The organism is Candidatus Poribacteria bacterium (assembly GCA_026702755.1).
GTDB lineage: Bacteria > Poribacteria > WGA-4E > WGA-4E > WGA-3G > WGA-3G.
The window spans coordinates 16,835-29,917 of the sequence record JAPPBX010000054.1; the positions used below are offsets into that span (position 1 = coordinate 16,835).

The following is a 13,083-nucleotide window of genomic DNA, read 5'->3' on the forward strand; positions in this document are numbered from 1 at the left end:
CAAGACCTGCCCCTACAATTTTTATGACTGTTTGCTGTGGGTTAGACGGCGGCTAATCTTCCAGTCCGGCTGCCCATTTGATGCAGCCCGTGATGTGTTCGTGGAACCATTTTTCACTCCAGAGCGCGTCGGGGTGCCCCAATGCGGTGTACATCACGCGTCCTTTTCCGTAGGTGTGGCACCAACCGAGTGCGTAATCGTGGTCCTCACGGTTACCGCGGGAGAGATCGATGGAGTCGTTGTCCAAACGCATTAGCACGTGTGTTTTAGAGCGATCCCACTCTTTGAACGTATAGATTTCGTCAACAACTTTAAAGCTGCTCCCCAGCATACGGGTTGATGGATGATCGCTATCTTCAACGATGACGTTCACTTCTTCGTGCCACGGATGTCCGGCGAAATAGCCACCGAGCATCTCGCCGTATTCGGGCCAATCGTAGCATGTATCTGTTGCGTTATGGATGCCGAAAAACGCTTTTCCGTTGCGCACGAAACTCAGTAGTGCTTCTTTTTGGTCATCGTCAAAAGGCAAGTTGCCTGTTGTTGCGAACGCGAGGATGTCTTGATTTTCGAGGTTTTCAGCCGTAATCCGGTCGCATCGGTGTGTTGTGGTGACGTTCCAGCCGTTTGCTGCGCCAATCTCCTTCAGCGTAACCTCTGCATTCGGTAAGTAGGAATGCTCGAAACCAGCGGAATGGCGTAACATCAGAATGTTCATAAAAACTCCTTTGTGATATTGTGGTACGCGAGATCGTATCAGAATTGATTAAGCAACATTGAGAAATAAATTTTCGGTTTTGAAGAGGGATGGAAGGGAAGGAAGACTGGAAGAAACAGCACCCTATCTATCTTCCAACCTTCCAATCCTCCAACGGATATGGAACTTAAAAATCTGAATTTAATATTGAAACTTGCTTAAGTTTTGGAATCGTGCACTTTTTGGTATACGTATTATACAAAATTGTCAGAAAAAATGTTAAACTATTTTGTGTTGTGTTGTAACATCTATAGTAAAATCTGAAAACATATAGACAGTTAGCCAATGAACGAAACCCTCACTACCGCGCGAGGTTTGATGAGGATTAAAAATTCGGTAATTTCTTGGCGAAGTCCGGTGCGGTTGCAAACCGCACCTACCGGGCCTGGGGTGCGGTTGCAAACCGCACCTACCGGGCCTGGGGTGAATTAGAATTACCGATGACGAGATCTCTAACCTTGTCAGTGTCAGTAAAATCGAATCAATTAGGAGCGTAGTTATGCGATTTTTAAAGAAAGGCGAGAAAGAGAAGCCAAAATCTCAGCCCAGTTCTGCAGCGAAGGGACATCCCGAACTTCAAGTTATCAGCGGTTCACAGATTTCTGGGCGACAACCGCGGCAACCGACACCACAGCCACAGCCACAGCAGCAACAACAGAATATAACGTTACCAAATATCAAATATAAAATCGCGGTTGCCAGTGGAAAGGGCGGCGTAGGAAAATCTACTGTCGCCACCAACCTCGCGATCTCCTTGGCGAATGCAGGAAGTGCAGTCGGCTTACTGGATGCGGATGCCTACGGTCCCAGTATTCCGACGATGATGGGTATCCAGGAGCAGCCGAAGACGAGTCCGGAACGTAAGATTATTCCGCTTGTTCGGCACGACATTAAGCTCATGTCAATTGGGTTTATGGTGCCGGAAGAGCAGGCGATGATCTGGCGAGGACCGATGTTACACGGTGCCATTCGCCAACTTCTCGGTGATGTAGACTGGGGTGAACTGGATTATCTGATCATTGATCTCCCGCCGGGGACGGGTGATGTCGCCCTCTCTCTAACGCAGGCACTTCCGCTTACCGGTGCCCTCATTGTTACGACCCCTCAAGATGTCGCGCTCGCCGATGTCCGACGCGGTGTTGCGATGTTTGAACGCCTCGGTGTTCCTATTCTCGGTATTATTGAAAATATGAGTTATTTCCTCTGTCCGCACTGCAATGAAAAGACGGAGATCTTTAGAGCGGATGGTGGTAGAAACACCAGCGAACGATTCGGTGTTGCGTTCTTGGGGCAGATTCCGCTTGACGCTGAGGTCTGTACTGCGGGTGATATCGGTGTGCCGATTGTCGCTGGACATCCAGAATCGCCGCAATCCGAAGCGTTCGGTGCGGTCGCGCAGGAATTAGGGGTTGTTTTAGAAGAGAGCGGTGAAGAAGATGAATTAACAATACTCTAAGCGATAAAAATAGAATAAAGTTTACGCAGCTTTCTTTGTTGACGAAGTTTTATAGTAAAACCCGTAATTATTTATATACCAACACAAGGGCGAAGTTCCAAACCTCGCCAGCGGCGGTGGGGGTTTATTCCGTGATGAATAGATAGGCTCCGACGCTTAGCAGAGAATGGCACCATCTCTACTATCCGAACGCCTGGCGGACAAAGGCGTTATGATGTGCAGGGTTATCTTGATGAACAGACCGGAACAGATATTACTACCGTTGGATATTGCAGGGTTAGTGGAAAAGGACAAGCAGACGATCTTGCGTCCCAAGTCGCCTACTTGCAAAAGCACTATCCGGACGCAGAAATCATCAAAGACTTCGGTAGTGGTATCAACTTCAAACGGAAAGGACTTAGAACCTTACTGGAACGCATCTTGCGAGGTGATAAACTCCGCCTTGTTGTTGCCCATCGGGATCGACTCGCCCGATTCGGAGGAGAAGTCATACAGTTCTTGGTCGAACAAAACGGTGGAGAAGTCGTGGTTCTCAACGAAACTATTTATAGCCCCCAGGAAGAACTTACTGCCGATCTCCTCGCAATTTTGCATGTCTTTTCCTGTAGAATGTCCGGACTCCGGCGATACCGTGACCAGATCAAAGAAGATAGAAATCTTTCCCACGGTAAAACAGAAAGCAATTCTTCATAAATGGTTTGGCACATCCCGGTATGTCTACAATGAATCTGTGTCTGCCTTAGAAGCGAAAGACACGCCTAAAAACTTCAAAGGACTTGTCCCGATTGTTTTTGACCAACTCCCGGAATGGCATGTAGAGACACCGCGTCAGGTCAAAGTGGGCGCGGTGATGGACGCGTGCCAAGCGGTTAGCAATGCGAAGATAAAGGCAAGTGCCACAGGCGAGCGTCAAAATGTTAAGTTTCGGTCAAGAAAGAACCCTCGACAGACGCTGTATCTTCGTGCGGATTCGCTGAAGAAAAACGGGTTCTACGTGCGATTTTTAGGTGAGATGAAGATGTCAGAAGCGTTGCCAGCCAAACCGCAAGGCACAGGCAAGGTGTCAGAACGAGAGACGGATGCGGAAGTCAAGGATTCTCAACTGATAATGGAAAACGGAAGATATTTTCTGTGTGTTTCTTGTGTTGAGAAGAAAAAGACGCGAGAACCAAGCGGTAGAATAGTAGCTCTTGACCCCGGTGTTCGTGATTTTATGACGTTTTTCTCTGAAGATAGTTTCGGTTGGTTAGGTATGCAGTGTATCAACCGTATTCAAAGGCTTTGTCAACACTGCGATAATCTCTATTCACGCGCGACGCAAGAGAAACGCCCGCTACGGCGTGCTTTGCGGAAAGCCGCGAATAGAATAAAGTTAAAAATCCGTAATCTCATTGATGAACTTCACAAGAAGGTTGCACACTTTCTCGTAAACAACTTTGACATCATTCTGCTTCCGACTTTTGAGACGAAACAGATGACGAAACGGGGTGGGAGAAAGTTGCGAAAGCAATCTGTTAGGCAGATGCTGACGCTTTCACACTACCGTTTCAAAGTTTTCTTGAAACAGAAAGCCAAAGAATATGGTGTTCAAGTGATAGATGTGTGTGAAGCGTATACTTCCAAAACGGTGTCTTGGACTGGCGAACTTATCACCAACCTTGGTGGTTCGAGAGTTATCAAGTCATCGGAAGGTCATCGGATGGATAGGGATTTGAACGGCGCACGTGGGATATTTATCAAAAATGTCGCACGTGCTTTGACGGTTCGTCCTTGCACTGCGAACCTTGGTGCAAGCAAGTCGCTTATACCTTCTGCCACGTAGCAGGTTGCGTTGGGTGTAGGCAGGCTAAGACACTGACGGGTGTCGTAACAGGGGATTAAGGACCCTTTAAGAATGCTATGGATTTCTTCAGAAAAACATAGGTTTTTAAGAACAGGCTGTCTCATGGCGAATACAGGTTGGGGAAATGTCTACAAAAAACTCGGCGCACGACCCGTCATTAATGCGACTGGCAACCAGACTGTCCGCGGCGGTTCTACACCCTCTGCAACCGTCCGAGACGCGATGCGCCAAGCAGATGAAAGTTACGTCGAAATGGAAGAATTGCTCGAAAAATCGGGACAATTCATCGCTGAACAGTTGGGAGTTGAAGATGCGTATATCACGTCTGGATGCTATGCTGCACTCGTCTTGGCATCGGCAGCGGTCATGACTGGGGACGACCCTGACAAGTGCGCACAACTTCCAGATACCACCGGACTGAAGGACGAAATCGTTTTTCAGAGGATGCAACACTATTCCTACGACCGGGCGTTTACAATTCCGGGAAGTAAACTCATATCTGTGGGTGACGAAAACGGCTGCACCGCTGAAATGTTGGAGAGTGCCATCGGCGAGAACACAGCCGCAGTCGCGTATCTCATCCAACCCAATCAAGGGAACGCTGTTCCACTAAAGGAGGCGATTGGGATTGCGCATGCGCACGGCTTGCCGCTGATTGCTGATGCTGCCTCTCAAATCTATCCGCTTGAGTACTTCTATCGGAACGCCCAATCTGCCGACCTCGTTTGTTTCGGTGGCAAGTATTTCAACGCGCCGCATTCTGCAGGATTCGTCTGTGGAAGGAAGGATCTCATTGAAGTCGTGCGGAGGCATGGGTTCATCGGACCGAGACCTGTTGGACGGGGTATGAAGGTAGATCGGCAGGAGATTATCGGGTTGGTGACTGCGATTGACATCTGGCTATCGACGAACCATGAGGCGCGGTCGAAGGAGCAGGACGGGCGATATGCTGTGCTTGCGGAAAACCTTGAAAATCTCGACGGTGTGTCGTGCAAGGTTCATTACCAAGAAAAGAGCCATACGTTGTCGAATCTGCACGTGACATTTGATCCCGCCAAGAGTGGCAAAGATGCTGCACAGGTCGCTCAAGAATTGGATGCTGGCACGCCGCGTATCAAGGTGAACACGCAGGGCAAAGAAACCGTTGTGATTAATGCTTACACCCTCAATGCAGGGGAGGAGGATATCATCGCAAACGCGTTGCGGCATCTCCTGCGTGGGTAGTGTTTCCGTTTTCTAAAGTTTACGGGCATCCACAAGGGATGCCCCTACGAAATGTTTTTTATTTTTAGGTTTCACTATAACGGTGAACACGCAGGGCAAAGAAACCGTTGTGATTAATGCTTATACCCTCAATGCAGGGGAGGAGGATATCATCGCAAACGCGTTGCGGCATCTCTTGCGTGGGTAGTGTTTCCGTTTTCTAAAGTTTAGGGGCATCCACAAGGGATGCCCCTACAAAATGTTTTTTATTTTTAGGTTTCACTATAACAATGTAGCGGGTCAATGTCGAGTGTGTGCCTTGTCTGAATCAGGATTCACAGGATTTTGGGATTTTCAGGATTATGTACATGATACAACCATCATTAGTTGAGGCATCGGGAATTGGAGCCGGAAAGAGTCGGGAATCGGAATTACCTCCTACCGATGGGGGAGGCGGTTATTTTTCCAAGGAATCAACACGCTAAATTGACCCCTATTGGGTTTGACGGAAACTGAGATTACCAGACCACAAAATCTGCCCACGGTTTTATCTTAATCATCCCTAATAAGCAGAACACAGTCGCCCCGCCGAGGGCTCCCTTTGCGGCGGCACTCAATCTCAGGTTACGTGAGCTTGCCTTGTAAGCATCTGTGTAAGCACTGACGTATGCTGGCGGTTTGCCAAGGAGCCTCTCTGCAGATGGGACAGGCTGATAAAAGTAAGCCCCACCGACAGCAACAGCACCGAGCGGAAGATTACCCGCCACACCCAAAATCCCACCGGCAGCAAGCCACAACATTGTGTTCACGTCGTCTTCGGCATCGTATTCAGCGTCCGATTTTGCATCCAAAGCTACACTGTTCTGCTGTGCCAAGCAGGGCAAGGACATGTTCAAACTCAGTCCTAACATCAAAACGACTAAGATGTGAAACAGTAGACCTCTTTTCATCACAGCTCCTTTGTCCCTATGGCGGTGGAATTTCAATGGCGCGACGTTCCGTCGTCGCTTTACGCGCTGCTTCAATAATCGCAAGATTGTGATATGCCTTCTCTGCAGGCACCGGCAGTGCTGTCTCCGCCGCAAGTGCATTGAAGGTCTCCTTGAAATAGCGGGCATGTCCACTTGCGTCCTGCTGCTCGGCTTCGTCAAATTCAGGGAGTTCCAACTCCTTCCATCCATCTGCCCTCGTGAAACGACGAAGGGCATTTTCAAGGTTGTGGCGATGGTTGACACGTAGAGAGCCGTTTTCAGCGTGCATCTCACACCAGCCGGAATCCGTCCCTGGCACGCACCACGCCCCTGAAACCGTCGTGACAGCACCGTTTTCATGTTCACATAACAGCATAGCGATGTCGTCAACATCAATGTCGAGCCGTAGCGTTTGTACGCGAGCCTCAACATAACGTACCGGGGATCGCATCAGTGTACAGACGGAATAGATTTCATGGTAACTCGTGTCGATGATACAGCCACCACCTTTCGCTTTACTGGCGCGCCACGCGAATGCAGGCGTAGGGTGATCCGCTGAGAAATCAGCAGGCTTCAATCCCATGCCAACGCTCCGTCCGAAATGCGATTCACCGAGGGCATCCAGTTCTGTCATCGCTGCACGCATCCCGGCAGTGAAGATATAGTTATGCACCACCGTGTAAGGCACGCAGTTGCGGCGGACTGCTTCCATAATAGTATCCGCTTCTTCCAGCGTTGTTGCCATCGGTTTTTCGGAGATAACTGCTACGCCTGCGCTTGCGGCTTCGATGACCTGTTCAGCGTGAAGTGAGTGCGGTGTGGCAATCGTCACGACATCAATTTCCGCGTGTGCTAACATCTCTTGATAACTTGTATATTGCTCTTCCGCGGGGATGTCAAACAGTTCCCCGACTTTTTTCAGGTTTTCGGGAACGACATCTGCAAGGGCGGTTACCTGAACGGTATCTGTGAGTGCACGATAGGCGCGGGCATGCGTAATTTGCACAATCCCACCACAGCCAATCAGTCCTAAGCGAATCGGTTTTTTCATTGTGTGTCTCCTTTGTGCAGAGTTTAGCATATTTTGGGATTATGTCAAGTGCTTTGGGCAATGTGTAAATATTTTGTCATAAAGTAGGACTTGCGCAAAATCCTTTCGTTTCTTGGGGATTGGAAGACTGGAAGATTGGAAGCGTGGAGGGAAGTCTTCCATCCTTCCTTCCGTCTACAATTGTCCCAACGATTGATAGGTGTTATCTACATGTCTTGACAATTCGCTGTGTGATTTTTATCATACCTGTTTTTGCGAAATGTGCTATAATGCGTTCAATGGATCCTAAGGATTGTGTGCTGCTGGCGAGGTTTCAAACCTCGCCAGCAAGGGGACTGCGTAAATCCTGAAAAAATCAGAAAGGGAGTTCAGTATGAGTCAAGAAGAAAAAAAAGAGTCTGAAGAGACTACGGATGAAGAAAAACAACCCGATGTACCTGAAGATAAACTTTCGGTTACACACCACACCGCTACGATTAATGGCGAAGAGATTCGCTATACAGCGACAACGGGGACGCTTGTTCTGAAAGAGGAAATCGACAAGGAAGGGGAAAAGCCGAAAGCCTCCGTTTTCTTTATCGCCTATACGCGTGACGATGTGGAAGATGCGTCTAAACGTCCGATAACCTTCTCCTTTAACGGTGGTCCTGGATCGTCCTCGGTGTGGCTACATTTGGGTGTCCTCGGACCGCGGTGTGTCAAACCGGATGAAGATGGCGAATTGCCGCAACCGCCTTATGCACTAACCAATAATGAATGCTCTATTTTGGACAAAACCGATCTGGTCTTCATTGATCCCGTCAGCACAGGGTTCAGCAGAGCGGTCCCCGGTGAAGAGGCGAAGCAATTCCACGGGTTCAAACGGGATATTGAATCGGTTGGCGATTTTATCCTGCTCTATTTGGGACGCTACAAACGTTGGGGGTCCCCTAAACTTCTCATCGGTGAAAGTTATGGAACGACGCGGGCAAGCGGGCTTGCAGGGTATCTTCAGGGACGACACGGCGCCTACCTTAACGCCATTATGCTTGTTTCGGTTGTGCTGAACTTTCAGACGATTCGGTTTGCACCGGGCAACGATCTCCCGTATATCCTCTACCTACCGACTTATGCAGCGACTGCACTTTATCATGACAGGTTGGACGGAATTGATACCGAATTTGAGGCGTTCATGGACGAAGTGAGAGCGTTCGCCACAGGCGATTACACCATCGCCTTGATGCAGGGGAGTGCCATAACCGCCGATCAACGTGCGAACATCGTTCAACAACTCGCAAAGTATACCGGACTGACACCGGAATACCTTGAACGGACAGACTTGCGGATTAATATTGCGCGATTCTGCAAGGAGCTGCTCCGAGATGAGGGACGCACAGTTGGACGTTTCGATAGCCGCTACAAGGGAATTGACCGCGATTCCGCAGGTGAAAATTATGAATATGACCCAAGTTCGGCAGTCGTCCAAGGGGCATATACCGCTGCACTCAACAATTACGTTCGCGGCGAACTTGAGTTTGCGTCCGATTTACCCTATGAGATTTTAAGTCGGCGTGTTCATCCGTGGGACTACAGCGACCATCAAAACGAATACGTTAACGTCGCCGACACACTTCGTCAGGCGATAACTGTCAATCCTGCTTTGAAGGTTTTTGTGGCAAACGGTTATTACGACTTGGCAACACCGTTTCTGGCATCGGAGTATACCTTCAGTCACCTCGGACTTGATGAATCTTTGCAGGATAACATTACAATGGCTTACTATCAAGCGGGGCACATGATGTACATTGACCAAGCGGAATTGCGAAAAATGAAAGACGATTTGGATGCGTTCCTTGACGATGTACTTTCGTAACCCTATGCCTTAACCGCAAGGTAAATTAAAAATATGAGTTATCAAAGAGAGTTTGAGAAGCGGTTAAATGTTGCTGTCGTTGGTGTTGGTTCACACGGTTATCGCAATATTTTACCGACACTGACGTTTCTTCCGATTCGGCTTAAGGCGTTGTGCGACCTTGATATTGACCGTGCCCGTATCACTGCAGAGCAATATGCTGTTAAGGCGTGTTATCCGAGTATGGCGGAGATGTTTCGCAACGAAGCGTTGGATGCCATCTTTCTCTGCGCGCCGCCGCGTCTTCACCCCGAATTGGCTTGCGAAGCACTGGATGCAGGGATGCATGTCTGGATGGAAAAACCGCCGGGGATGTTCGCTGATGAAGTTAGGGAAATGATTCAGCACCGGAAGGATCGGGTCGTTGTTGTCGGGTTTAAAAAGGCGTTCATGCCCGCTACACAGAAGATTATTGAGATTTTTGCAACTGACGAATACGGTCCCTTGCGGAGTATTTTGGGGGTCTATCCGATGCAGATACCGAGCGATGGAAAGCGTGTGCTGCGCGAGAAAGAGCATACGAATTGGCTCCAAAACGGATGTCATCCATTGTCGCTGTTTGTGGCAGTCGGTGGAAAGGTTTCCGCTGTAACCGTTCGCAGAGGACAACGGGGTGGTGGCGCGTGCATCTTGGAATACGAAAGCGGTGCACTCGGAAACTTTCATCTGGCGGATGGTGCGCGGCATGGACAACCTTCTGAGTTGTATCAGTTTTTCGGGGATGGATGCCACGCCGAAATTCGGAACAATAACCGTGTACTGCTACAGCGCGGGATGCCCTTCAACTATAGCGGCAGCACCAGTTATGTTCCTGAAGGCTTTGATAGCGGTGCTGTCGTCTGGGAACCGCAATACAGTCTTGGTACGCTTGAAAACAAGGGGCTTTTCATCCAAGGTTTCTACCAAGAGATGCGGTATTTCTGTGATTGCATTCTGGAGGGCGAATCGGCAGAGCAAGGATCGCTTGAATTTGCGCTGGAAGTGATGAAGGTCTATGAGGCAGGACTCCGTTCTGAAGGTGAAACCGTACCTGTTTTGTGAGGATGACTACAATCGGAGACCAAGATGCTAACAAAATTGATTTGCCGTAATTTCAAGAACTTTGGAGAGGTTGAGGTTGAATTAGGGAATCCTGTCGTCTTCATCGGACCAAACAACTCCGGGAAAACGACTGCTTTGCAAGCCCTTGCCTTATGGGAAATAGGACTCAAACGGTGGAACGAGAACCGTAAAGGGAGAACAAACCCGGAAAAACGACCAGGTGTTGCTATAAACCGACGTGATCTTATCTCAGTTCCAGTGCCGAGTGCGCGATTACTTTGGCGAGATTTGCAAGTTCGTGATGTGGAAAGGGTTGAAGGTAGACAACTAACCCAGAATGTTCGTATAGATATTATTGTGGAAGGTGTTACGGATGGCAAAGGTTGGCAGTGTGGTTTCGAGTTTGACTATGCCAACCAGGAGTCCTTTTATTGTCGCCCTTTGAGAATATCAGAAACAGATGAGAAAGGAATTGAGAGGATGCCTGTTCCTGATGAAGCGGAAAAACTTTCTGTTGCTTTTCTTCCACCAATGTCTGGACTTGCGTCAAATGAAATACGACTTGATGAGGGGGCAATCAAAGTCCGTATCGGGGAAGGACGGACGGCAGAGGTCCTGCGTAATCTCTGTTATCAGGTTTCACAGGATGAAAAAAAATGGGAAGATCTCTGCAAGAAAATCAGTGATCTGTTCGGTGTCCAACTTGATAGACCCGATTACATTCAGGAGCGCGGGGAGATTGCAATGAATTATCAGGATGAATCTGGTATCTCTCTAGACCTCTCTTCATCAGGACGTGGTTTACAACAAACACTACTGCTACTTGCCTACATTGCTGCACATCCGGGGGCTGTTCTGCTCCTTGACGAACCGGACGCGCATCTTGAGATCCTTCGACAACGCCAGATTTATCAGATTCTTACAGAATCAGCAATCGAACATGGCAGTCAGATTATTGCTGCCAGTCATTCTGAAGTTATCCTCAACGAGGCAGCAGATCGCGATGTCGTTATCGCTTTTCTCGGTAAACCCCATCGAATTGATGGTCGCGGTAGTCAACTTCTCAAATCGCTTCGGACTATTGGCTTTGAACAATATTATCAGGCTGAACAAAATGGATGGGTCCTTTATCTTGAAGGTCCAACGGACCTCGCAATCTTACGCGCATTTGCCGAAAAACTTTCGCATGACGTGTTAACTGTGTTGAAACGTCCTTATGTTCACTATGTTGGTAACCAACCTGGAAAAGCCCGGGACCATTTTTATGGCTTGCGCGAGGCAAAGCCTGATCTTGTGGCATTCTGTCTCTTTGATCGAATCTCCGATGAACTTCGGATGCGCCCCGAATTAATAGAATATGCATGGCAAAGGCGTGAGATTGAGAATTACATTGTATCCAGCAAGCAGGTGCTAATTGATTGGCTACAGGCAAAGGCAGAAGAACGAGCTGAAGGTCCCTTGTTCTCAGCACTCTGGGTGTCTATGATGAAGGAAAGAATACAGGAAATTGAGAAAGCCCGGGAAACGCTCGGTCAAGAATCACCGTGGTCACCAGATATTAAAATAACTGATGATTTCTTAGATCGGCTTTTTGAAACTTTCTTTCAAGAATTGCAAATCCCAAATCTTATGCAAAAAACAAATTATCATACTTTAGTCCGGTACGTGACATCAGACCAAATTGATCCAGAAGTTATCAAGGTGCTGGATGGTATTTTAGAGGTTGCCAATAAAGCAGTGCCATTGAGCGGTAGTGTGTAGTTTATAAATGGAGGAAAAAGCGTGGAATATAGACGATTAGGAAAGAGCGGACTTAAAGTGTCCGAAATCTGCTTAGGGACGATGACCTTTGGGCACGGTGCTGACGAGACAGAATCGAACCGTATGGTGGATATCGCTTTGGATGCCGGTGTAAACTTTTTTGACACGGCGAACTCTTATGCCGAGGGCGAATCCGAAGTGCTCCTCGGCAAGGCACTCAAGGGCAGGCGACGCGACGCGGTCATCGCAACCAAATTTTTCAACCCAATGGGCACCGGTCCCAACGATTCTGGCATGTCTCGCGTCCACATTATGCAGGCGATTGATGATAGCCTTAAACGCCTCCAGATGGATTACGTAGACATCTACTATATTCACCACGTTGACTCGCAAACCCCATTAGAGGAGATGCTGCAAGCACTGGATGATCTCGTCCGACAAGGGAAAGTCCGCTATACGGCGTGTAGTAACTACCAAGCGTGGCGATTATCCGAAGCATTATGGCTCAGCGATACGAACAATTGGGCGCGGTTTGCCTGCTATCAACCGCAATATAGTCTCGTTGTGCGGGATATAGAACAGGAACTCGTTCCGCTCTGCGAACTGAAAGGGTTGGGTGTTGTCGTATGGAGTCCGTTAGCGGGTGGATTTCTTTCTGGTAAATACAAGCCGGGTGAACGCACACACGGTGGAACGCGATCGGAAGAGGGATGGGCATATCCTGAACGCTATTTTGCGGACAACGCCGATGAAACGTTGCAGACACTCCTTGATGTTTCTGATGAACTTGGACATAGTCCTGCGCAAGTTGCGCTCCGTTGGGTGCTTGAGCAACGCGCGATGACTTCAGTGATTGTGGGCGCAAGGCATACGGCGCATTTGCGCGATAACCTCGGTGCGGCGGGGTGGCGACTTGAAGGGGATGCGCTCCAAAAACTCAACGAGGTTTCACATCTACCGGATCGTTACCCTGAAGCAATGGAGAAGAACATGCACGAACGCAGGGATAGTGCTGTCGATATGCCTCAGTTGTAGAAGTCAATTGCAGCAGAAATCCGAACTTTTCTCTTGTGGATTTGACTAACTTAAACAATGAACGCTTTTTAGCG

The 13,083-nt window shown here is 48.7% G+C and carries 11 protein-coding genes; 8 read left to right on the forward strand and 3 right to left on the reverse strand.

Annotated features, from left to right (window positions below; genetic code table 11):
- Positions 1 to 52 precede the first annotated feature (52 nt).
- On the reverse strand, positions 53 to 718 hold the full coding sequence (locus tag OXH39_10035) for a ThuA domain-containing protein (GenBank protein ID MCY3550783.1): 666 nt from the start codon (positions 716 to 718) through the stop codon (positions 53 to 55).
- A 538-nt stretch (positions 719 to 1,256) separates the two neighbouring features.
- Between OXH39_10035 and OXH39_10040 the strand changes: the two genes are divergently transcribed.
- The 4 genes from OXH39_10040 to OXH39_10055 all read left to right on the forward strand — a co-directional run bounded on the left by OXH39_10040 (position 1,257) and on the right by OXH39_10055 (position 5,280).
- Positions 1,257 to 2,213 (forward strand): Mrp/NBP35 family ATP-binding protein, encoded by a 957-nt coding sequence (locus OXH39_10040; protein ID MCY3550784.1) that lies wholly within the window; start codon positions 1,257 to 1,259, stop codon positions 2,211 to 2,213.
- A gap of 138 nt (positions 2,214 to 2,351) precedes the next feature.
- The gene (locus OXH39_10045) at positions 2,352 to 2,906 is read left to right on the forward strand and encodes an IS607 family transposase (GenBank protein MCY3550785.1); all 555 of its coding nucleotides are present in this window, start codon (positions 2,352 to 2,354) and stop codon (positions 2,904 to 2,906) included.
- Positions 2,845 to 4,035, forward strand: a complete 1,191-nt coding sequence (locus tag OXH39_10050) for a transposase (protein ID MCY3550786.1) — start codon at positions 2,845 to 2,847, stop codon at positions 4,033 to 4,035. The genes OXH39_10045 and OXH39_10050 overlap by 62 nt, the downstream gene beginning before the upstream one ends.
- 123 nt (positions 4,036 to 4,158) lie before the next feature.
- On the forward strand, positions 4,159 to 5,280 hold the full coding sequence (locus tag OXH39_10055) for an aminotransferase class V-fold PLP-dependent enzyme (protein MCY3550787.1): 1,122 nt from the start codon (positions 4,159 to 4,161) through the stop codon (positions 5,278 to 5,280).
- 497 nt (positions 5,281 to 5,777) lie between these two features.
- Here the strand turns inward: OXH39_10055 and OXH39_10060 are convergent, their stop codons facing one another.
- Positions 5,778 to 6,209: a hypothetical protein gene (locus OXH39_10060; protein ID MCY3550788.1), complete on the reverse strand. Its 432-nt coding sequence runs from the start codon at positions 6,207 to 6,209 to the stop codon at positions 5,778 to 5,780.
- Between the two features lie 16 nt (positions 6,210 to 6,225).
- The gene (locus OXH39_10065) at positions 6,226 to 7,281 is read right to left on the reverse strand and encodes a Gfo/Idh/MocA family oxidoreductase (GenBank protein MCY3550789.1); all 1,056 of its coding nucleotides are present in this window, start codon (positions 7,279 to 7,281) and stop codon (positions 6,226 to 6,228) included.
- A 373-nt stretch (positions 7,282 to 7,654) separates the two neighbouring features.
- Here OXH39_10065 and OXH39_10070 point away from each other — a divergent pair, with 373 nt between their 5' ends.
- From OXH39_10070 to OXH39_10085, 4 genes are read left to right on the forward strand one after another with little or no spacing between them, the layout of a single operon-like run.
- Entirely contained in the window at positions 7,655 to 9,133 is a 1,479-nt protein-coding gene (locus OXH39_10070) for a peptidase S10 (GenBank protein ID MCY3550790.1), read from the forward strand.
- A gap of 33 nt (positions 9,134 to 9,166) precedes the next feature.
- Positions 9,167 to 10,213, forward strand: a complete 1,047-nt coding sequence (locus OXH39_10075; GenBank protein MCY3550791.1) for a Gfo/Idh/MocA family oxidoreductase — start codon at positions 9,167 to 9,169, stop codon at positions 10,211 to 10,213.
- A gap of 24 nt (positions 10,214 to 10,237) precedes the next feature.
- Positions 10,238 to 11,974: an AAA family ATPase gene (locus OXH39_10080; protein ID MCY3550792.1), complete on the forward strand. Its 1,737-nt coding sequence runs from the start codon at positions 10,238 to 10,240 to the stop codon at positions 11,972 to 11,974.
- 21 nt (positions 11,975 to 11,995) lie between these two features.
- The gene (locus tag OXH39_10085; protein ID MCY3550793.1) at positions 11,996 to 13,009 is read left to right on the forward strand and encodes an aldo/keto reductase; all 1,014 of its coding nucleotides are present in this window, start codon (positions 11,996 to 11,998) and stop codon (positions 13,007 to 13,009) included.
- The last annotated feature ends 74 nt before the right edge of the window (positions 13,010 to 13,083 follow it).